Origin of the sequence: Pediococcus ethanolidurans (genome assembly GCF_001437405.1) — a bacterium.
GTDB lineage: Bacteria > Bacillota > Bacilli > Lactobacillales > Lactobacillaceae > Pediococcus > Pediococcus ethanolidurans.
Genome location: NZ_JQBY01000007.1, coordinates 45,398 through 66,314, shown reverse-complemented (window position 1 = coordinate 66,314; position 20,917 = coordinate 45,398). Strand labels below are relative to the sequence as shown.

The 20,917-nt window shown below is 41.3% G+C and carries 27 protein-coding genes and 1 other annotated feature; of the genes, 1 reads left to right on the top strand and 26 read right to left on the bottom strand.

Annotation, left to right across the window (positions count from 1 at the left end; genetic code table 11):
• Window positions 1–119 precede the first annotated feature (119 nt).
• The 12 genes from IV87_RS04250 to IV87_RS04195 form a co-directional block, all read right to left on the bottom strand.
• A complete protein-coding gene (locus IV87_RS04250) occupies window positions 120–761 on the bottom strand; it encodes an NAD(P)H-binding protein (protein ID WP_057805784.1) in 642 nt (213 codons plus the stop codon).
• An 18-nt stretch (window positions 762–779) separates the two neighbouring features.
• Window positions 780–1,796 (bottom strand): alpha/beta hydrolase, encoded by a 1,017-nt coding sequence (locus IV87_RS04245; protein ID WP_057805782.1) that lies wholly within the window; start codon window positions 1,794–1,796, stop codon window positions 780–782.
• A gap of 59 nt (window positions 1,797–1,855) precedes the next feature.
• Entirely contained in the window at window positions 1,856–2,242 is a 387-nt protein-coding gene (locus tag IV87_RS04240) for a DUF2255 family protein (RefSeq protein WP_057805780.1), read from the bottom strand.
• Window positions 2,243–2,254: 12 nt separating this feature from the next.
• Window positions 2,255–3,172 (bottom strand): aldo/keto reductase, encoded by a 918-nt coding sequence (locus IV87_RS04235; protein ID WP_236698966.1) that lies wholly within the window; start codon window positions 3,170–3,172, stop codon window positions 2,255–2,257.
• A gap of 54 nt (window positions 3,173–3,226) precedes the next feature.
• Window positions 3,227–3,523, bottom strand: coding sequence for a YciI family protein (locus IV87_RS04230; protein ID WP_057805778.1), 297 nt, complete (start codon window positions 3,521–3,523; stop codon window positions 3,227–3,229).
• A 12-nt stretch (window positions 3,524–3,535) separates the two neighbouring features.
• On the bottom strand, window positions 3,536–3,997 hold the full coding sequence (locus tag IV87_RS04225; protein ID WP_057805775.1) for a MerR family transcriptional regulator: 462 nt from the start codon (window positions 3,995–3,997) through the stop codon (window positions 3,536–3,538).
• A gap of 224 nt (window positions 3,998–4,221) precedes the next feature.
• Window positions 4,222–5,037, bottom strand: a complete 816-nt coding sequence (locus IV87_RS04220; RefSeq protein ID WP_082623511.1) for an oxidoreductase — start codon at window positions 5,035–5,037, stop codon at window positions 4,222–4,224.
• A 99-nt stretch (window positions 5,038–5,136) separates the two neighbouring features.
• Complete coding sequence (locus tag IV87_RS04215) at window positions 5,137–6,096, bottom strand: helix-turn-helix transcriptional regulator (protein WP_057805772.1); 960 nt, start codon at window positions 6,094–6,096, stop codon at window positions 5,137–5,139.
• Window positions 6,097–6,110: 14 nt separating this feature from the next.
• The gene (locus tag IV87_RS04210) at window positions 6,111–6,923 is read right to left on the bottom strand and encodes an oxidoreductase (RefSeq protein ID WP_057805770.1); all 813 of its coding nucleotides are present in this window, start codon (window positions 6,921–6,923) and stop codon (window positions 6,111–6,113) included.
• Between the two features lie 152 nt (window positions 6,924–7,075).
• Complete coding sequence (locus IV87_RS11295; RefSeq protein WP_057805769.1) at window positions 7,076–7,576, bottom strand: hypothetical protein; 501 nt, start codon at window positions 7,574–7,576, stop codon at window positions 7,076–7,078.
• Window positions 7,573–8,217: a low temperature requirement protein A gene (locus tag IV87_RS11290; protein WP_057805768.1), complete on the bottom strand. Its 645-nt coding sequence runs from the start codon at window positions 8,215–8,217 to the stop codon at window positions 7,573–7,575. Before IV87_RS11290 ends, IV87_RS11295 begins: the two co-directional genes overlap by 4 nt.
• Before the next feature lie 99 nt (window positions 8,218–8,316).
• The gene (locus tag IV87_RS04195) at window positions 8,317–8,712 is read right to left on the bottom strand and encodes a MerR family transcriptional regulator (RefSeq protein WP_057805767.1); all 396 of its coding nucleotides are present in this window, start codon (window positions 8,710–8,712) and stop codon (window positions 8,317–8,319) included.
• Window positions 8,713–8,816: 104 nt separating this feature from the next.
• On the opposite strand from IV87_RS04195, the gene IV87_RS04190 reads away from it, so the two are divergent.
• On the top strand, window positions 8,817–9,575 hold the full coding sequence (locus IV87_RS04190) for an SDR family NAD(P)-dependent oxidoreductase (RefSeq protein WP_057805764.1): 759 nt from the start codon (window positions 8,817–8,819) through the stop codon (window positions 9,573–9,575).
• A gap of 45 nt (window positions 9,576–9,620) precedes the next feature.
• Here the strand turns inward: IV87_RS04190 and IV87_RS04185 are convergent, their stop codons facing one another.
• The 14 genes from IV87_RS04185 to gltX all read right to left on the bottom strand — a co-directional run bounded on the left by IV87_RS04185 (window position 9,621) and on the right by gltX (window position 20,895).
• Window positions 9,621–10,592 carry a helix-turn-helix domain-containing protein gene (locus IV87_RS04185; protein ID WP_057805762.1) on the bottom strand — a complete coding sequence of 324 codons (972 nt, stop codon included), beginning with the start codon at window positions 10,590–10,592 and terminating at the stop codon, window positions 9,621–9,623.
• 25 nt (window positions 10,593–10,617) lie between these two features.
• The gene (locus tag IV87_RS04180; RefSeq protein WP_057805760.1) at window positions 10,618–11,463 is read right to left on the bottom strand and encodes an SDR family NAD(P)-dependent oxidoreductase; all 846 of its coding nucleotides are present in this window, start codon (window positions 11,461–11,463) and stop codon (window positions 10,618–10,620) included.
• A gap of 883 nt (window positions 11,464–12,346) precedes the next feature.
• Window positions 12,347–12,712, bottom strand: coding sequence for a 50S ribosomal protein L7/L12 (gene rplL, locus IV87_RS04175; protein ID WP_057805757.1), 366 nt, complete (start codon window positions 12,710–12,712; stop codon window positions 12,347–12,349).
• A 32-nt stretch (window positions 12,713–12,744) separates the two neighbouring features.
• Window positions 12,745–13,251: a 50S ribosomal protein L10 gene (gene rplJ / locus IV87_RS04170; RefSeq protein ID WP_057750552.1), complete on the bottom strand. Its 507-nt coding sequence runs from the start codon at window positions 13,249–13,251 to the stop codon at window positions 12,745–12,747.
• Between the two features lie 24 nt (window positions 13,252–13,275).
• Window positions 13,276–13,398 (bottom strand) — a sequence feature (ribosomal protein L10 leader region).
• Between the two features lie 48 nt (window positions 13,399–13,446).
• Window positions 13,447–14,136, bottom strand: a complete 690-nt coding sequence (rplA, locus tag IV87_RS04165; protein WP_057805750.1) for a 50S ribosomal protein L1 — start codon at window positions 14,134–14,136, stop codon at window positions 13,447–13,449.
• An 87-nt stretch (window positions 14,137–14,223) separates the two neighbouring features.
• Complete coding sequence (rplK, locus tag IV87_RS04160) at window positions 14,224–14,649, bottom strand: 50S ribosomal protein L11 (protein WP_057784519.1); 426 nt, start codon at window positions 14,647–14,649, stop codon at window positions 14,224–14,226.
• A 125-nt stretch (window positions 14,650–14,774) separates the two neighbouring features.
• On the bottom strand, window positions 14,775–15,320 hold the full coding sequence (gene nusG / locus IV87_RS04155; protein ID WP_057805749.1) for a transcription termination/antitermination protein NusG: 546 nt from the start codon (window positions 15,318–15,320) through the stop codon (window positions 14,775–14,777).
• A 149-nt stretch (window positions 15,321–15,469) separates the two neighbouring features.
• A complete protein-coding gene (gene secE, locus IV87_RS04150) occupies window positions 15,470–15,637 on the bottom strand; it encodes a preprotein translocase subunit SecE (protein ID WP_057805748.1) in 168 nt (55 codons plus the stop codon).
• A gap of 12 nt (window positions 15,638–15,649) precedes the next feature.
• Window positions 15,650–15,799 carry a 50S ribosomal protein L33 gene (gene rpmG / locus IV87_RS10890; RefSeq protein WP_074693873.1) on the bottom strand — a complete coding sequence of 50 codons (150 nt, stop codon included), beginning with the start codon at window positions 15,797–15,799 and terminating at the stop codon, window positions 15,650–15,652.
• 115 nt (window positions 15,800–15,914) lie between these two features.
• On the bottom strand, window positions 15,915–16,505 hold the full coding sequence (locus IV87_RS04145; protein ID WP_057805747.1) for a sigma-70 family RNA polymerase sigma factor: 591 nt from the start codon (window positions 16,503–16,505) through the stop codon (window positions 15,915–15,917).
• A 186-nt stretch (window positions 16,506–16,691) separates the two neighbouring features.
• A complete protein-coding gene (gene rlmB / locus IV87_RS04140) occupies window positions 16,692–17,468 on the bottom strand; it encodes a 23S rRNA (guanosine(2251)-2'-O)-methyltransferase RlmB (protein ID WP_057805746.1) in 777 nt (258 codons plus the stop codon).
• A complete protein-coding gene (locus tag IV87_RS04135; protein ID WP_057805743.1) occupies window positions 17,455–17,874 on the bottom strand; it encodes a Mini-ribonuclease 3 in 420 nt (139 codons plus the stop codon). The genes rlmB and IV87_RS04135 overlap by 14 nt, the downstream gene beginning before the upstream one ends.
• A gap of 3 nt (window positions 17,875–17,877) precedes the next feature.
• Window positions 17,878–19,284, bottom strand: a complete 1,407-nt coding sequence (gene cysS, locus IV87_RS04130; RefSeq protein WP_057805741.1) for a cysteine--tRNA ligase — start codon at window positions 19,282–19,284, stop codon at window positions 17,878–17,880.
• A gap of 123 nt (window positions 19,285–19,407) precedes the next feature.
• Window positions 19,408–20,895: a glutamate--tRNA ligase gene (gene gltX, locus IV87_RS04125; protein WP_057805739.1), complete on the bottom strand. Its 1,488-nt coding sequence runs from the start codon at window positions 20,893–20,895 to the stop codon at window positions 19,408–19,410.
• Window positions 20,896–20,917: the final 22 nt, after the last annotated feature.

The window sequence follows — 20,917 nt, the reverse complement described above, 5'->3', positions numbered from 1 at the left end:
TGATAGATCCATCTAGTACCTAATCTAACACAAAAAAATGCCAATAATATATCTATTCATAATTATATAAATCAACACAACTATATTAATTTAGTACAAATAAATTCTACTGTGCGTATCTACATCCAGCTTGGTTTGTCACCGTCAGTATTAGGTTTGTTCAAGCCGACACTTTCGTTACGGTGCGTATCTGGCTGTGTCAACACGTTGAAAACAAAGTCGGCGACACTTTTACGGGAAACTTCTGTCCCCTTAAAGGGTTCATCCACCTGTGTAGTTTCATAGTCCACTTCATCGTTGTTGGTCAACCAAGCTGGGCGTACTTCCGTATAAGTCAAACCGGAAGCGGCCACTAATTTGGCAGCGGCACGGAAGCCAGGCAAATAATCGTGGATCGCTTGTTCGTTCCACTCGCCGTATTTTCCAGGAACTTCATGATGAGCGCCTAACGAACTGATATAAACTAGCCGCGTTTTACCCGTTTGTTGCATTGCCTTGATCACACTTGCGATTTGTTCCGCTAAATCAACGCCACCTAGGTTGGAATAAACCAAATCAGCTGGTGCCATCGCGGTGGCTAGTTGATCCGTGGCCAACACATCACCATCAACTAATTGGACTCGGGGATTATCCTGATATTGGGCTAAGCGTTCTGCCTGCCGTAAAAAGAGAATCAATTCGTTATCCGTTTCTTTTAACAATTTTTCGGTCACTAATTGGGCCATGGCGCCATAAGCACCAACGATCATAATTTTAGTCACTTGATTACCTCCTATAATTTAAGCTAAATTCTGACTGAAGAATTCTCGTAGTCGATCAAAAGGAATCATGTCTTTGCGATCATACAAGTCTACGTGATTCGCACCAGGCACTACGATCAACTCTTTAGGTTCCGCCGCTGCTTGATAGACATCTTCGGACCAATACAATGAGTGCGCTTTTTCGCCGGCGATCAAAAGCACTGGCCGCGGTGAAATTGCTTTAATATTCGTCATCAGCGGAAAACTAAAGAACGATTGCGGTGTCGTTGCCGTCCACGCTGAAGTTGAATTGATCGAGCGCGGATGGTAGCCACGTTTGGTTTTATAATAGTCATAGAAAACCTTCAAGATCGGATTAGGATTTTCCGGTAATTCATCTGGTAACCCATGGGAATCAGTCAACGGTTCATCATTTTCATCAAATAAGATTTCGTGGGGGCCAGTTTCATACTGCCCAGCCGCCGCATCTTGCCAGCGCCGTTCGCCAAGATAATTACGAATCTTTAGTTTTTCCGCATCCGTATAACTATCGCGATAGCCTTGACTAATACTGCGCGACATATCGTACATCGAAGCTGTCGCCACCGCTTTGATCCGCGTGTCGGTCGCCGCTGCCGTTAGCGCCATGCCGCTTAAGCCACAAATTGCCTGGGCTCCGATGCGCTCGCGGTCAACATACGGCAATAAACCAAGGAAATCGACGGCGGCACTATAGTCTTCGGTGAACATTTCCGGTGAAGCAACATTTCTGACTGCCCCGCCACTTTCACCGGTGTAAGATGGATCAAACGCGATCGCAACAAAGCCCCAGCGCGCAAATTCTTGCGCATAAAGACCTGATGACTGTTCCTTGACCGCACCAAAAGGACCGCTGACCACGATCGCCGCTGATTTTTTAGTCGCGTAACCGACGGGCAAATAGAGATCACCAACAATATCGATGCCAAAACGATTTTTAAAGGTCGCTTTTTTAACTTCGATTTCCGGATAGATCTCAAAAATACGGGTATCGTCTTTAAAATCACTAATTTTCATAATTGCCTCCTAAAAAGCGTTTTACTAAAACATAAAACTGACTATCGCATTAACGCAACTTATTTGTCTTGAACTGGGGTCACTCGCACCGTCGCACTGACTGGCCCGGCAGCTAACATCGGCGGCAAATACGGACTGCCCTGGTATTTAGCTTGGTACGCAGCATCGATCTGCTGATTCAAGGCCGCATCATCAGCGGCTGCGGCAAATTGAACTTGGTAATCCTGACCGGCTAGTGAAATTTTGCCGGCTTGTTGCCTGATCGCGGCCTGATACCACCGTGAGCGTTGCCCATTCCAAGCGCGAATATAGAGTTGATCGGCGACCACCACTGACCAGATCCAAGTCGGTGTGCCATAGGTTTTACCATCCGTATAATATGGTGAAACGTGAAAATCATCGGCCGTTTTAAAAGCGGCTAATTGCTGTGCTGTCCATCCTGTCATCAAATGACCTCCCTACTGCATATCTTTTTCCCATTCGCGAATCGTTGCAACACCAGTTTTGGCAGCTAATGTTTCTAGCGTCGTCACTTCAGCCGCCGTTAACTCGATGTTAGCTGCATTAGCCGCATCTTCAACGTGCTTAACTTTAGTCACACCCACGATCGGTACGGTGCCTTTACTAATTGCCCAAGCCGTAGCAATTTGGGCGACTGTTGCGCCATGTGCTGTCGCTACAGTCCGCATTTCAGCGATCAAATCACCTAATTCAGCTAATTGACCATTATACGACTGTGCACGGGCACTACCAGCTGGAAATGGATGTGCGGCATCATATTTACCGGAAAGCGCGCCTTGTTCTAACACCATGTATGAGAAGAACGTGATGTCATTTTCACGGCAATAATCGATGATCCCCGCATTTTCCGAAGAACGATTTAACAAACTTAAATGGTTCTGGACCGCGGCTAATTTTAAGCCCGCCGCTTCTAGAATGCTTTGCGCCTGTTTGATCTCAGCTAAATTATGATTGGAAACGCCAATATATTTGACTTGACCACTTTTAGCTAACGGTACTAACTGTGGCGTCCAACGCTGCACATCAGCAGGGTTATGGATCCAATAAATATCCGCATAATCAGTGCCCAACCGTTCCATACTAGCTGTAAACATGTGGGTTGCTGCTTCAGCGGTGCCATCAGCGATCTGGGGGGTAAATTTCGTCGCTAATAGTAGCTCACGCCGCTCAGTGCCGCGAGCGAGATCACCTAAGATCTTTTCCGAAGCACCCATGCCGTAAACCGCTGCGGTATCCCATAAATTTAGCCCTTCCTGCAAGGCTTTTTCAAAAACCGGCTTAAAATCGGCTTCCGTATAATCATTGCCAAAATAACCATTACCGTCAGTGGCGTCGCCCCAGGCCCATGCACCCATGGCGATTTTAGGCATTTTTAATTCAGTTTGCATTGTTGTCATCATGATCACTCCTTATTTAGCTTGATAATCAGTTATATTCGCCGCAATTTTCAGCGCGGTAAATTCGTTGACCGCATAATTGGCCAAATCTGGATAGTAAGCATCTTCAGCCAAAATACGATCCAATTCAGCCCGATCCGCTGCTTGCGCCACGATCACACCTGCCCGTTGATACGTTTGCGATGGCCCGAGCAACAAGAAATTGCCTTGGTCAAAATAACGCTGGAACCATGCTTGGTGTTGCGCCAAATGGGCTGCTGATTCTGGTTCCGCTGCGGCTTCTTTGATCGTCACATTGATTAAATACATCCCTGATCCCTCCTAAAATGATTCATCCTTATCCTGTAGTTCTTGTTTCTTCTTATTATCCGCCGCAATTTCGGCTGCGATCTGATATTCTTCAAAATAACTTTTATTGGCTTTGATCGTCCCACTTTTATACAAGGAAATTTTATGCCGCAAGCGATCGATCGACCGTTGTAAGCTGGCCTGTTGGGCCACTAATTCCTGTTCTTGCTCTTCCAACAGCACTTGCCGTGCCGCTAGGGTACTATCGCCGGCACGGACCATTTCCGCGTAATCATATAGCGCCTCGACCGGCACGCCAGAATGCCGTAAACAAACGATCATTTCGATCCAGCCTTGAATACCATCATCATAGTACCGATTACCATTTTTTTGTCGTGGTACTGGCGGCAATAAACCAATGCGCTCATAGTAACGCAGCGTATTGGCATTAATGCCATATTTTTCACTCACTTGTGTGATCGTTAAACGACTCAATTGCTGACCTCCTTACATTGCTCCATCAGTATATTGGTTTGAGTGAACTACAAGTCAAGCCCTTTGTTCAATTTTTCAATTTCAATAAACTCAGTTTAAAACCAAAAGCAATAAATAACCAATACTTATGTTTTATGATTAGCTATAACTATTATGCATTGATCAATTCAGTAAAACGCAAAAAATCGGGCAATACCATTTTACGGCATTGCTCGATTCTCTTATTAATTTGCCATTAACATAATGCGATCGAACCACCGTGTCGGCAATATGGTGTGCAAGCAAACCATTGATTTAGCCACCATCCCCGGTAAGTAGCGCGGTTTTGGTCGCGAACTTTTGACTGCTTTGGCGACGGTCTTGGCGATCGTGCTAGGATCTGCGACCATCATGGGATTGCTAAACTGCTTGCGCAAAGCAGTCGCTGATTTTTTAGTTTGCGCCGCGTAAGCCGTGCCCTGGCCAGCTTTTTCCAAATGGTCCGCCGCGATGCCGCCCCATTCAGACTTGATACCACCTGGTTCAATGATCGATACATTGATGCCGAATTCCTTTAATTCCAAACGTAAGGCATCGCTTAGCGCTTCGACGGCGTATTTACTGGCATGATACCAATCACCAAAATGGCTAGTGACGCGGCCGCCAACGGAAGAAATGTTGATGATCAAGCCGGAATGCTGTTGCCGCATCGTTGGTAACACCGCTTTGGTCACACTGGCCACACCAAAAACATTGACGTCAAATTGGTATTTAGCTTCATTCAATGGGACCGCTTCTACCGGCCCATAGGAACCATAACCGGCATTATTGATCAACACATCGATACGGCCAGCTTGGTCGATCACCTGCTTGACTGCGGCTTGGACTGACGCTTCATCGGTGACGTCCAGCGATACTGGTATGGCGCCGAATTCTTTGATTGCCGCTAACTTTTCGGCGCGCCGAGCAGCACCATAAACTTGATTGCCTTGTTGGGCCAATAATTTGGCCGCGGTATAACCGATGCCACTACTGGCACCCGTGATCAGAATAACTTTCATTGCGCACCTCCACATTCTTGTATAATGCCATTATATGGAGTATACCCGCAAAATGGCATAGCGTACCGTGCCGATTTATTAACGATTTGTGCCAAAGCTTTAACGATACTGAGAAATCGTTTGCCCGGTCCAGCCTTTAAACGCCCGTGAAAATGAACTAGGATCAGCGTAACCAACTAAATAGGCAATTTCAGCAACCGTTAGTTTAGGGTCCTTTAAATAGCCTAAAGCCAACGTTTTTTGAATGTACTTGATCTGCTGGTTGAAGGTCGTATTCTCCGCACTTAGATTACGTTGCAAAGTCCGCACACTAACGCCTAAACCACTGGCGATGTCCTCTAAAGTAAACGCACCAGCCGGAATTGCAGTATATAACCGACTTTGGACCACACTGGTAAACGACACCGCCTGCCCCACTGCAGTAATGCGCTGCTGCATTTGCGGTTCCAAATAAGTCAGCATCGTATTATTGCCAGTCAAAAATGGCTGGGCTAAATCGGTTAATTGAAACACGATTTGATTGTCGGTGGTCAACTGCGCCGCGGTCCCCACATAATCTTGTAGCGTTACGCCAAGCGGATACGGTCCCGTCATTAACAGTGGCTTGATTGTCTGGCCAGTGCCTTTACGCACCAAACTGATCAGCAATAATTGCTCATTTAACAAGGCAAACCGTGGCAATTCCAAATTAGGATAAACATAGGCAAAATGGATACTAAACGTCTGTTGGCTTTTGGTGAACTCCAACCGTAACGGACCGACCAATTGCTTATACTTCGCCAATCGCTGGATCGCAGTTAACCCATCATGGGAGCATAATGCCGCAAAAAAAGGGGGCATGAACATATTAATATTATCAATATCACTAAATGATAATAGCTGGTCATCACTAATAACCGCATCAATGCCTTGCAACAAACGATAATATTCTAACGTCGTCAATTTCAATTCTTCATGTTGAATCCGATTAGGTATCTGCGCCTTTTGCAAAATATCCGTCAAAGAAATCCCGATCGTGGTCAGGAAATTCTGGAATTGCTGCGCCACCGCGATCTTCATTTTAAAACATCCCCTTAACTGGCGTGGGTCATCATATAATCAAATGCCCTGGCCGGTAAAATTGCATGCAAGAAAATTAACGGTTTTGCACCCATACCAACAACATAACGAGTTCGGGGGCGACGCCGATTAACAGCTTTACTCATGGCATTGGAAATCACTTTCGGGTCAGACATCATGCGACCAGAATACTGTTTGCGCATGCCTTCAGCCGTTTTCTTTGCAACTGCGGCATAAGCACCGTCTTTAGCTGATTTTTCCAAGTGATCTGCGGCAATAAAGCCCCAATTAGTTTTGATGCCACCTGGTTCGATTAGGACAACATCGATGCCAAACGGTTTAACTTCCATCCGCAAGGCATCACTAAAAGCTTCCACCGCATACTTAGTGGCATGATACCAAGCACCTAAATAGGAAACTAAGCGACCACCCATTGACGACGTATTAATGATTCGTCCACTTTTTTGCTTTTGCATATATGGTAAGACTGCTTTGGTCAAACTAGCTAAACCAAATAAATTAACCTCAAACTGCTGCTTTGCTTCTGCGATCGAAACATCTTCGATTGCCCCATAAGAACCATAACCAGCATTATTGATCAGCACATCGATTCGCCCACTTTCAGCGATCACTTGCTTAATTGCCGCATCGATCGAAAACTGATTGGTCACATCTAGTTTAAGTGGTGTCACACCAAATTTTTCCAACGGAGCCATTTTTTCAACGCGTCGTGCTGCCCCATAAACCTTGTGGCCTTGTTCAGCTAATTTTTGAGCGGTTTGGTAGCCAATCCCACTGCTGGCACCGGTAATCAAAATAGTTTTCATCATAATGTCCTTCTTTCGTTTTTTCGTTATGATCATAATACTGAAAAAAACTATCTTTTTACATGACACTGAATGCCAAATAATATACAATTCCTGCCAAAACCTAACAAAAAACGAGATACGTTTGTTCTCACGTGCACTGCTACGTTTGGCTAAACCACATTACGGCGCCAACCAGTAATTCCAATCGTAAACAGTACTAGATCAGCTATTACCAAACCAAGCATTAGCGGCAATACTAGCATAAATAACAACACTAATGAACCTATTAGCAGCAATCGTGCACTGTGCCATGGTAATGGCTGTGGATTAAACAAGCGTAGCCGAAGCATCACTAATAAGATGCTAAGCAACAATACCGTCACAATTAAATAGCCACTGTAGAAAATCCGGTTTGGTTCTTCAAATAATTGGGCAATAAAAAACGATTGCAAGGTCAAACAAGCGATAAAAAAACGATGTAGCCCGCGAAAAAAAGACAATGGTCCATATGATTTAGCTTCGATTCGTAGCTGTTCCATAAACGTGTAATAAACGGACCACATACCGATCACGCTGAGTAATAATAGCAACAACAACCCGTAGTCAGCTAAATGGTGGATCTGCTCACCATGCTCGATCAAGCCGGCCAACGATTCTCCGAGTACGATCATGGTAAATAAACCATAACGCTCCATAATCGCTGGCGAAATCGTAAATGGGATTCCACGCTGCTTAAATTCAGTGTGAAATTTTGCCGCTCGCCCATTACAGTACTGATGAAGATCAATAAAGCAATAAAAATTAACAGTCGTTGCCAGAAAAGATTTGGCACAAAAATACTACCAACAAAAATAAATTCACCAATAGTGTAAGCAAGCAAAAACGGTTTGGTTGTGATGCCATGTGCGGGATCGGCAATCATTGTCGAAAAGAATAAATACATATAAATTAGTTGATTAAAGCTATAAGCGATAATAAAACCGGTATAGTGCCCCTCAAAATAAGCTGGCGTAAAGGTCGCGGTAAAACTGATCGCAACGATCTGTAATAACGCAAAAAAAGTATTGCGCAAATTGTTTTCACCATGTAGATCAAAAAAAAGTACCATATTAGTCCAAGTGTTAAAAATAAAGAGAAACAGAATCCAAAATGAAACAAACCCATCCAGACTAAAATGAGCACTTAAATTTTCGACAAACCCGTGGATAATGACCACATAAACTAAATCCGAAAAAAGCTCCAACCAAGATATTTTACGATTCTGAACGATATCGGTAATCGTTCGAGGGGTACCCCACCAAGAATTTTTCATAATTAAGTTACTCCTTATCAATAGATTTTCATTTAATGTGATTTGAGTTATTTTGTCAAACTAATTTGCTGCATAATCGCAAAATCATTTCACCTGATACTACTGTTCTAACTCCTTTAAACGATCCATCAGTTTCTTATTCTGCGGATCAGCATAAAAATCAATCTTAGTCTCAATTAATTCTAAGTTGGCTTGTAAGTCAGCGATCTGCTGTAATACAGCTTGCTTGTGCTGGCGCAACATTGTTTGCCGAGTCGTTCCCGTGTCGCTACCTTGGCGCGCTAAGTCACTGTAGGTTTTGATATCTTTCAGCGCCATTCCGGTATTTTTCAAGCAACAGACTAGGCGCAGCCAATCCACATCGACCTCATCAAATTGGCGGTTACCCACTCGATTACGGCGGACAAACGGTAAAATACCCACTTTATCATAGTAACGGATCGTGTAAGCCGACAAACCAAATTTAGCAGCAACTTCATTGATCGTATAAGTCATTTTAAAAAAATCCTTTCTCTTGACTTAGAGTTAACTCTAAGTGATACAATCATTTTAACCTGAAGTACTCATTCAGTCAAAAACTAAAAAAGAAGGTCTACTAAATGACAAACAAAATTGCTTTGGTTACTGGTGGTAGTCGTGGACTTGGCCGTAGTACTGCATTCGCTCTTGCTGAAAAAGGCTTTGCCGTCGTGATCACTTATCATTCTCAACAAGAACAAGCCGCCGCAGTTGTGTCCCAAATCGAACAAGATGGTGGCCAAGCGACTGCCTTACAACTGGACACCGGTGTCACCGCCTCGTTCGCTGATTTTACCGAACAACTAACTGCCGTTTTAACTGAAAAATGGCAGCGCCAAAACTTTGATTTTCTCGTCAACAACGCCGGCTTTGGTTTAGAAGCAGGCTTTGCCGAAACCACCGAAACTCAATTTGATAGCTTAATGAACGTTCATTTCAAAGGCGTTTACTTCCTAACGCAAACTTTATTACCGCTACTGGCCGATCAAGGTGGTATCGTCAACGTGTCCTCCGGCCTGACTCGTTTCACTACCCCCGGCGGCAGTGCTTACGCCGCAATGAAAGGCGCAATCGAAGTTCTCAGCCGCTATTTGGCCAAAGAACTCGGTCCACGTGGTATTCGGGTCAACACCGTAGCCCCAGGGTTAATGGCAACTGACTTTGGCGGCGGTGCAGCTAAAGACAACGACCAACTCCGTGGCTTTATTGGTAGCGCAACTACCCTAGGCCGAATCGGTGAAGCCGAAGATGTCAGTGGTGTGATCGCCGCACTCTGCAGCGAAGAGCTTAAATGGGTCGACGCCCAACGGATTGAAGCTTCCGGCGGTATGTTTTTATAGCACTAAAAAAACCAGCACTTGGCTGGTTTTTTTTATGCACTGAAATTAACTGTTTGCTGCTCGATACTCGGTAATCGTTTGCCCAGTCCAATTTTTAAACGCCCGCGAAAACGATGCTTGATCTTTATATCCAACCAAGCACGAAATCTCTTCAGTGGCTAATTCGTTAGCGTTGAGGTAATTGACTGCCAGCAGGCGCTGTACTTTTTGGACCAGTTGCGCGTATGTCGTATTTTGCTCACTCAGTTTGCGTTGCATTGTACGCACACTGACACCTAGTGAATGTGCGACTGATTCACGTGAGAAATGATTACTAGGAATCGCTGAAAATAACGTCTTTTCAACATGATTAATGAAAGAGTTTTCGGCATTAAGTTCCGCTAAGCGTTTCTTCAATTCTGGTTCCAAGTAATCCCACATCACATTATTTTGAGTCACAAAAGGCCGAAGTACGTCGGCCTTTTTAAAGGTAACCACATTAGTAGCCGACAACTGTGGTTGTACACCCACAAAATCAACTAATTTAGGACTATATTCATACGGCGCCGTGACCTCCACGGGTTTGATTGATTCTCCTGTGCCGGTTCGGATCAAACTAATCAGCGCCATTTGTTCGTTCAGTAGCGTAAACCGCGCCATTTGCGACCCAGGTAAATCAAAACTCAGATGTAATGAGAGCGTTGTTGTCTGTTCATCGATATCGATCACTAACGGGCAGATCAACTTTTTATATACCGCAAAACGCTGAAAACATGTCAATGCATTTTGAGCACACAGGGCCACAAAAAAGGGTGGCATAAATGCTTTATAGTTTTCAACTTGGCTAAACGCCAATAATTGATCATCAGTGATCTCACTATCTAGCTCAAATAAAAACTTATTGTAGTCTGCCTGTGATAATTGTAGTTCTTCCCGCCATAAAACGTTGGGAATCGCCGCTTTTTGCAAAATATCATCTAGCGACAAGCCGATGCTCTTAACAAAATCCTGAAATTGCTTACTAATTGCGATTTTCACTTGACCATTCCTTTTTCAAACACCTTTACTTAAAAGTTGGGTAGCGTTCACCGATCATTTCTTCACTTTGCGTCCATAACGAACGAGCAATATCTTTGTCATAAGCCAGTTTATGTGCCTTGGCAATTTTACGTTTGTAATAATATTCACCAGGTTGCCAATCCTTGCCCGGAGTGGTCGTTGCCAACCAGATTGCTGTATCGGCACCTTTTTTTGGTGGAATCATTCGCATTAACTTTTGGACAAAGGTATGATACAAAACATGCATCATTCCTGGTGATTCCGCACCAAAATTAGTCACCACGTTGCCGGGATGAAAGGCCACCATTGAAACCCCTTTTTGTCCATAACGCCGATTAAACTCTTTGGCAAATAAAATAACTTCCAATTTAGCGTTACCATACGCACGTGTACGACTATATTTATTTTCCAAATTCAGGTCATTAATATCAAGTTTACTCAAGCCACTATTACCGCTGCTGGATGTATTAATAATCGTTGCATGGCTAGCAATCAAAGTATCCAACAAGATATCTGTCAATAAAAAGTGAGCCAAATAATTGATCTGAAAAGTTTTCTCAAAACCATCAACGGTGACTTCACGCTCACCATACACACCACCGGCGTTATTAAACAAAACATCAATCTGTGGATAATCGGCGTGCAATTGATTTCCTAATGTCCGTACTTCATCAAGTTTCGTAAAATCCGCAATATAATAAGGCACGTTTAACTCGGTTCCGGTCGCTTTCGTTTTTTGCGGTGAGCGGCCAATAATCACCACTTGCGCGCCCTGCTCCTTTAACAACCGTGCTGCTGCTTTTCCGATTCCATCACTACCGCCAGTAATAATCACTGTTTTTTTCGCCATAGGTACCCTGCTTTCTTTGTTAATTTAACTAATTATACCTAACAAAGCAAGTATATGTAATAGCTTTAAGCGCCAAGTGAATTGCATTTTGTGCCAAATTTTATAAACAGAACAGATAGTATCATTTCTTTAAGGGTCTATTGCCACCTCGCTGAAGAACTAGACAAGGTGAAAAATAACCAACGCGTCCAAAAAAGTAATTGACATACATTTGCGCATACCCTTGCACAAAAAAGCACTTCACAAGAGAACTGTGAAATACCCAATTGATCTGAATTTAAAAAACATGAATGTTTCGGTAAATAAGAAGCTTTTTGAGGAAGCTTTAGGCCATCGTACTGTAGACCAGCAACTGTACTTTAAGGGACACCAATAATTTTGGTAATTATTTTGTGTGAAACTGAATCTTTTAATAGTTGAATGACCATTTTTTTATTGGCGTTCATCGATTGACTAAAAAATAGAAACGGACTTTTGAGAACCACACTGCATTTTTACAGTAATAACGCAGCTTTTTTACTCCATATGATATTTGAGATCATTGACACTGACAATATGAGCATCGGTGAACCATATACCATTCTTGATCAACGTTACAAAATCCGATTGAGATAATTTTCTGCCAACTTTTGGTTTAGGCGCTTAAAACGTAGCATATGAGGGTATATATTCCTTTTATTTTATACAGATTACGTAAAAAAACTGGTAACAGTCATTTTTCACCAATACCAGAAAACATAACGACCAATAGACACAAAAACCCTGCCAAGAAATATCTTGGCAGGGTTTTTAGCAGGAGACCACGTCATCCTTACTAAAATCTTGATTATCTAATCGCAATCAAAATTAGAAATATTCGTGTCTCGCATGCAAATTATATAAATTATTTAAGAGTAACTGTAGCGCCAGCTGCTTCAAGCTTAGCTTTAACATCGTTTGCTTCGTCTTCAGAAACGTCTTCTTTGATTGCTGAAGGTGCCTTGTCAACAAGGTCCTTAGCATCTTTCAAGCCAAGACCAGTGATTTCACGAACAGCCTTGATTGCTTTAACCTTAGCTGAACCAGCTTCTGTTAATTCAACAGTAAATGTTGTCTTTGCAGCAGCTGCATCACCAGCAGCACCTGCAGCAGCAACTGGGGCAGCTGCAGAAACACCGAATTCGTCTTCGATAGCTTTAACTAAGTCATTTAAGTCAGTAATTGAAGCACCTTTTAAGTCTTCAATAAATTGGTCTTTATCTAATGCCATTTTTGTATCCTCCATTTAATTGTCTAATTTAATTATGCAGCGTCTTCTTCAGACTTCTTATCTGCAACAGCTTTAACTGCATATGCCACATTACGTACAGGTGCTTGTAATACATTAGCAAGCATGCTGAGCAAGTCTTCACGGCTTGGCATTGAAGCATATGTGTTGATTTCTTCGATTGAAGCTACTTTACCTTCGATCATGCCACCCTTAAGTGTAAGTGCGTCATGTTCATCAGCAAATTTCTTCAAAATCTTTGCAGGAGCTACTGGATCCTCATCAGAGAATGCAACAGCACTTGGTCCAACAAAGACATCATTTAAGTCTTTATAACCAGCTTTTTCTGCAGCACGAGTCAAAATCTTGTTTTTAATCACATGCAATGTAACACCAGCATCACGTAATTCCTTACGTAACTCAGTGTCTTCTGCAACTGTTAATCCACGAGAATCAACAACGATTGCGGAAGCGGCTTTGCTAAAATAATCAACAGCTGTATCAACAATTGCTGCTTTTTTAGCGATTGCTTCTTTACTCATTAATTTTCACCTCCAGCAATTTTTTTAATTATAAAAAAATCCGCACCCAGACCTGGGATACGGAAATTTACATTTCTACGTTCCTCGGCAGGTAAAATTAAGACGAATGAACGTCACCTGAGTCTTAGGCAAATTTATTATAATTTACTTATCCAAGTTACCATAGAAAACATCTCTATGTCAACACACAATTAATTAAAACTGTGCCAAGTCAACATGAACGCCAGGGCCAAATGTTGAAGCCACAGAAACGTTTTGGACGTATGTTCCTTTAACAGAAGCAGGACGTGCACGAACAATAGTGTCCTCGATAACTGTTAAATTACCAAGTAATTTGTCAGCATCAAATGATACTTTACCAATTGGCACATGAACGTTACCATCACGGTCAGTTCTGTAAGTAACTTTTCCAGCTTTAGATTCTGTAACAGCCTTAGTTACATCCATTGTAACAGTACCAGTCTTAGGGTTAGGCATTAATCCCTTTGGTCCAAGAACTCGGCCTAAACGTCCAACTTGAGCCATCATATCAGGTGTTGCAATTGCAACATCGAAATCAAGCCAGCCGCCCTGGATACGTTGAACTAAGTCATCGTCACCCACAACGTCTGCACCAGCTGCTTGTGCATCTTTAGCTTTTTCGCCTTTAGCAAAAACGATAACTGTTTGTTCTTTACCTGTTCCATTTGGTAAAACAACAGCGCCACGTAATTGTTGGTCAGCTTGTTTTGTATCTACGTTTAACTTAAATACTGTTTCTACGGTTGCATCAAATTTAGCAAAATCAACTTTTTTAACTAATTCCAATGCTTCCTTTGGTGCATATGCTTTTGTCGTATCAACTTGCTTTAAAGCGTCTTGATACTTTTTACCTCTTTTTGCCATCTGTGTTTTCCTCCTTGCAAATGTGGTTTAACGGATTTTCCTCCCACTTGATACATCCATTTTAATGGAGTATCCGACTACAACAACTTAGTCTTTAACTTCAAAGCCCATGCTGCGTGCAGTACCTTCGACCATGCGCATTGCAGACTCAACGTTTGCAGCGTTTAGATCTTGCATTTTTGTTTCGGCGATTTCCTTAACTTGATCCTTGGTTACAGTTGCAACCTTGTTTGTGTTAGGTTCACCAGAACCATGTTCAACACCGGCAGCTTTCTTCAAGAGAACAGAAGCAGGTGGAGTCTTTGTAACGAAGTCGAATGAACGATCTTCATAAACAGTGATTACAACAGGAATTAACATGCCAGCTTGGTCAGCTGTACGTGCATTAAATTCCTTTGTGAATCCCATAATATTAATACCTGCTTGTCCTAAAGCTGGACCAACTGGTGGAGCCGGAGTTGCTTTTCCGGCGGGAATTTGCAATTTAACAACGTTTGCTACTTTTTTTGCCACGAGACATACCTCCTTATAAGTCCGTGTGTGGTATGATGAGGATTTAAATTTCCTCTCCCACGCTTATATATGCACAAAAGCATACTTTAAAAGTATACCATGTAACCATAAAAAGGACAAACTCACTAATCAAGTTTATCGATTTGTTCCATATCTAGTTCGGTGCTTGTTTCGCGACCAAACATGTTGATATTAACTTTAAGTTTCATATTCTTATTGTCTACTTCAGTAATCTTACCAGTCAAACCAGAGAAAGCACCATCAACGATCTTAACAGTTTCGCCTTCTTCAACTTCAATGGTAGCGTGACGAACAGACATCCCTAAGTGACGTAAAATTCTTTCTGCCTCATCTGGTAATAATGGTGATGGCTTACTTCCTGAACCGTGTGAACCGACAAATCCAGTTACGCCTGGTGTATTTCGCACAATATACCAAGCCTGGTCACTCATAACCATTTCTACTAAAACGTAGCCAGGGAATTCTTTTTTCATGGTAACTTTGTCTTTACCATTTTTGCTTTCGTGTTCTTCTTCTTCAGGCACAACTACCCGAAAAATATTATTCTGCATCCCCATTGATTGAGAACGAGACTCAAGGTTTGCCTTAACTTTATTTTCATATCCTGAATAAGTATGTAAAACATACCAATTTTTTGCAGCAGTTTCCAATTGTATTCTCCTTTTTTTAATTAACAATCAATTCTAGTTTGCAGTAACCAAACGACTCGCGCTGGTAATTTAAACAAAATAAAAAAACTCCGTCTACACGAAGTTCCAACACCATCATTGTATCAAAAAAATTGGATTAGTGCCATGTTTTACTGGAATAAACCAAGAAAAATCTGAACTAACCAATCTACCAGTGCAAAAAAGCCAACAAAGAATACTGAGAGTCCAATGACAGAAGACGCATCTTTGCGAAGTTGACGGCCATTTGGCCACGTCACATCATGCATCTCTTGAATAACACTTTTAATAAATTTCATTGAACTTTCCTCCTAGCGCGTTTCTCGATGTAATGTGTGCTTGTTGCAGTGCTTACAATACTTTTTAATCTCTAATCTTGTGGTTCGGTTAGGATTGGCCGCAACTGTGTAGTTACGTGATCCGCAGACCGAACATGCTAAGGCAATTTGTTTTTGTGCCATAATTTATCTCCCTAATTAATCAAAGTTAACTTTATCATGCCAACCCCACCATGTCAATTTCAACCCTTCAATATAATTGAATACCACAAAAAATAGGACATTTGCCCTATTTTTATCACTGATTATGAGAAATTCGTTGTTCAAACTTATTTCGACAACGACTGATCGCATTTAAAACTTTGGAAGATTCACACCCTAATAAAGACGCAATTTCTGTAGAGCTTTTCCCGGCAAAAAAATATCGAAAAACTCGCGCTTCAAATATAGATAAGTCTGAATAATAACGTTCACAGTTTTCCTTTAACACAGCCATTTCGTGAGGCCCGCCATGTTTAGTCATAAACAAGCGCTCATATTCGTTATTTTCCTCTTGCATCGCTTCTAGAGAATTACTGAATAAGTCAGAACGTCTTTTAAACGCCATTTCTCTACGAATTAAACTACAAACCCGATTTTGAAAGTTTGCCTGAAAAAACTTTCCTACAGTAATGTGTCGTTTACTATCATAGTTGGCAATTGTATTAAAGAACACAATTCTTCCCTCTTGTAACCAATCGTCTAATTCATATCCTCGTAAAAAATATTTTTCCTTAATATGAATTACAATTGGACTATACTGTCGAAATAAAAGTTCAAAACTTGCCGAATCACCGAATTTGGCTTTTTCAATTAACGTCAATTCAGTTTTACATGTTTTATCTAACATTCCTAACTCCTAACCAGCCTCCTCAAGAAAACAATATAGCAGATTATTAATTAGTTTTACAAGGGAACGTACGTTTAAAACGCTTATTTGACGCTGCTTACGAGCATAATAAAAAAACGAAATCATCTGCAAACTTCGCAGTTAATTTCGTTTTCTTCTAGGTAATCTTCATTTTTGTCGGGGTTTTTATAAAGAATGTCGTGTTGAAAAACCTTGATAAATTAATAGGCTTGCTGCCACACTTGCATTCAAACTTTGAACCTGACCCACCATCGGAATCGTTAAAGTTTCATCGACCTGTTTTTTAAGAAGGGGTGAAATTCCCTTGCCCTCGTTTCCAATAATCAAACCAACTGAACCTTTCGCATCCCATTTACGATAATCGGTACCATTCATATCAGTTCCAAAGATCCACATACCGCGTTTCTTTAAATCTTTAACCGTATTAACTAAATTGGTTACGCGAACAACTGGCACATGTTCAATCGCGCCTGCTGAAGTTTTGGCAACCGTACTGGTCAATCCGACAGCCCGATGCTTAGGAATAATGACGCCATGGACACCTGCAGCATCTGCTGTTCGTAAAATTGATCCCAAATTGTGTGGATCCTCAATATTATCCAAAATCAACACAAAAGGTGCTTCATCTTTAGCACTAGCCTTTTGAAAAACATCATCTAAATCAGCGTATTCAAAAGCAGCAATTGCCAATACTACTCCTTGATGATTTTGTCCATCAGCTAAATGATCCAGCTTATGCTTTGGTACCTGTGACACAATAAGTTTGCGTTTTTCTGCCAGCTTAACAATATCGTGAATTGCATCGGCTTTTAGCCCTTCTTGCACAAACACTTTATTGATTGTTTGCTGTGATTTCAAGGCCGAAACTGCAGGATGACGTCCAATAATAAAATCGCCCTGTGCGTCCTCAGTTTGTGGTGCTTTATTTTCATTTTGTGGCATGACTAATTTTTCCTTCCTCTACTTGATCAATACACCAATTTGCCAGCCAATCTAAGCGTTCTTGTTGCCCACTTAAAGAAAGATAACCCATTAATGCTTCAAATCCCGTGGAAATCCGATAGGTTAAAACAGAGGTATTTTTAGCCGAAGTATGACTTTTTGCATTACGTCCTCGTTTAAAGTACTCCTCTTCAGTTTCAGTTAAAATTTTCTGATCCGTCATTGCCTGAATCAAAGCGGCTTGAGCTTTAGCTGAAACAAAATTGGTAGCTGTATGATGCAACTTAGTTGGTTTGGTCAGCCCTTTGTTAATTAAATGTCTTCTGATGTAAACCTCGTATACTGCATCGCCTAAATAGGCTAAGGCAATGCCATTTAATTGTTTATAATCTCCATTTTCTGTCATTTACTATTCCCTTTTCCACCGAGTTCCTTGGGGGGTATCCTCCAAGATAATTCCCTGGTCTTTTAATTGATCGCGAATTTCATCACTGCGTTGAAAATTCTTATTCTCTCTGGCTTGATCGCGTTGCACAATCAGTTGTTTAATGGTTTCATCCTCTAATTTAGTTTCTTCTAATTTAACACCAAAAATACTGACCAATTGGACAAATCTTGTTTTTAATAAATCAAGAGAGTCACGTTTTACCACATCACGTTCACTATAGACATTCAATTCTTTAGCCAGTTCATAAACAACGGCAATCCCATTTTGCACGTTAAAATCATCATCCATAGCCTGCTTGAATTCATCTGTCAACTGGTTTACCCGAGTAGTGATTTCCGGATTTTCTCCTTCATCTGCGCCCTGATAACGATAAGTCAAATTAGCAAACGCGTTTTGCAATTTAGCCAAGTTATTTCCAGCTTCCGCCAAATTCTCACGGGTATACTGAATAGGCCGCCGATACTGCGTAGTTGCCATAAATAAACGTAATATTTGTGGATCCATCTCTTGAATAATATCATGAACCGTCACAAAGTTACCTAATGATTTACTCATCTTTTCGTTTTCATCACCAACCGTGACAAAGCCATTATGCATCCAGTAATGAGCAAACGTTTTGCCTGTTTTGGCCTCACTTTGAGCAATTTCATTTTCATGATGTGGAAATTCAAGGTCCTCACCACCACCATGAATATCAATGGTATCCCCTAAATATTTAGTGGACATAACGGAGCATTCAATGTGCCAACCGGGACGACCTTTTCCCCATGGTGCTTCCCACGAAATTTCATCTGCCTTTGTTTTTTTCCATAGTGCAAAGTCAATTGGGTCTTCTTTTCGTGCTGTTTCCTCATCATTTACATGTTCACTAGCGCCCTGCTCAAGTTGATCAATATTTTGTCCGGAAAGTTTGCCATAGTTTTTAAACATTCTTGTCCGATAGTAAACATCACCATCAGATTTATAAGCGTATCCCTTATCTAACAACACCTGAATAAAATTAATAATTTCCGGAATATTTTCTGTCGCCCGAGGATTTACAGTAGCCGGTTCAACATTAATTGCTTTACTGTCCTTCATAAAAGCTGCAATATATTTCGCAGCTAGTTTTGGAACCGTCGTATGATCCTGCCTAGCTGTATTGATCATGTGATCATCAACATCAGTAAAATTCGAAACAAAATTAACCTTATATCCGCGATATTCAAAATAGCGCCGAATTGTATCAAACGCAATGATACTGCGTGCATTACCAATATGAATGTAATTATATACAGTGGGGCCACACACGTACATATTCACAACTCCGGGAGTAATTGGCTTAAACGGTTCTTTTTGACGTGTCATTGTATTATAAAGATTAATCATCCAAACGGCCTCTTTTCATTTTTTATTCTGGTTTGATTTTATCACATATCTTAAAGACAACCTAGGAAACTCCTTATGCCATACACAAAAAAGAGCAGCCTTCTTGGCCACTCTTTCAAGTTTTTAGCTTAATTCATCAATCATAGCTTTCAAATGTGACATTGCTGTCTTTTGACCCAAAAGTTCGATTGTCTCAGGTAATTCTGGACCATGCATTTCGTGTGTGATGGCAATTCGAATTGGCATCCACAAAGCACGTCCCTTAACGCCGGTTGCTTTTTGCACCTTTTTAATAGCAGCCAAAATTTCAACTGTATCAAATATTTCCATTTTTTCAAACTGTGCATACATTGCTTTCAGAACTGGCAAAGCAGTTTCAGCAGAAATCTCTTGTTTAGATTCTTCATCAATTTCATCTGGACCATTGAAGAATAAATCTGCCATTTCGTTAATTTGCGCGGTATAACTCATTTGACGTTTGTAAACATTAATGAGTTTACGTGCCCACTCAACGCGTTGTGGCGCCGGATTCTTTTCAATATTGCCTGCCTTAATTAGTTGACGTAAAGCAGAATCCATTACTTTATCTTCATCAGCAGATTTAACGTACTGATTATTAATCCATTCTAGCTTTTTACCATCAAAAGCAGCCGGAGACTTGCTCAAGCGCTTCTCATCGTACATTTTAATCAATTCACGTTGCGTAAAGATTTCGCTTTCACCAACTGGTGACCAACCAAGTAACACAATGAAATTAAGCATAGCATCCGGTAAGTAACCTAATGAACGATACTGTTCAATAAACTGAAGCACACTTTCATCACGTTTACTTAACTTTTTGCCAGTTTCACTATTAATGATTAAACTCATATGGCCAAACTTAGGTGGTTGCCAACCAAAGGCCTCATAAATCATCAATTGTTTTGGTGTGTTTGCCACATGATCATCCCCACGGAAAACATGTGAAATTTCCATTTTATGATCATCAACCACAACAGCAAAATTATAAGTTGGCATTCCATCCCGTTTTTGAATGACAAAATCGCCACCAATTGTACTAGAGTCAAACGAGATCTTGCCTTTAACAATGTCATCCCAAGCATAAGTCTTGTGTTCAGGAACGCGGAAACGAATGACTGGTTCTAAACCAGCCGCCTTAGATTCAGCAATTTTAGCTTGAATTTCATCATCGCTCATTCCGGCATATTCATAAACATAACGAGGCATTTCGCCACGCGCCTTTTGCTCTTCACGTTGTTTTTGAAGTTCTTCTTCTGTCTCATAAGATTCATAAGCCAGTTTTTTATCTAACAACTCTTGAATTAAAGGTTCATAAATGGCCTTTCGTTCAGACTGACGATAAGGACCATAGTCACCAGGTTTGTCAGGACCTTCATCCCAATCCAAGCCTAACCATTTCAGATTATCAAGTTGGCTACGTTCACCATCCTTGATATTACGGCTGGTATCCGTATCCTCAATTCGAATAATAAACTTGCCTTTGTAATGACGCGCAAACAGATAATTAAATAGTGCTGTTCGTGCATTACCAATATGCAAATGACCAGTAGGACTTGGTGCATAACGAACACGAATCTTACTTTTTGCCAAAATTAACGCCTCTTTCTAAGTT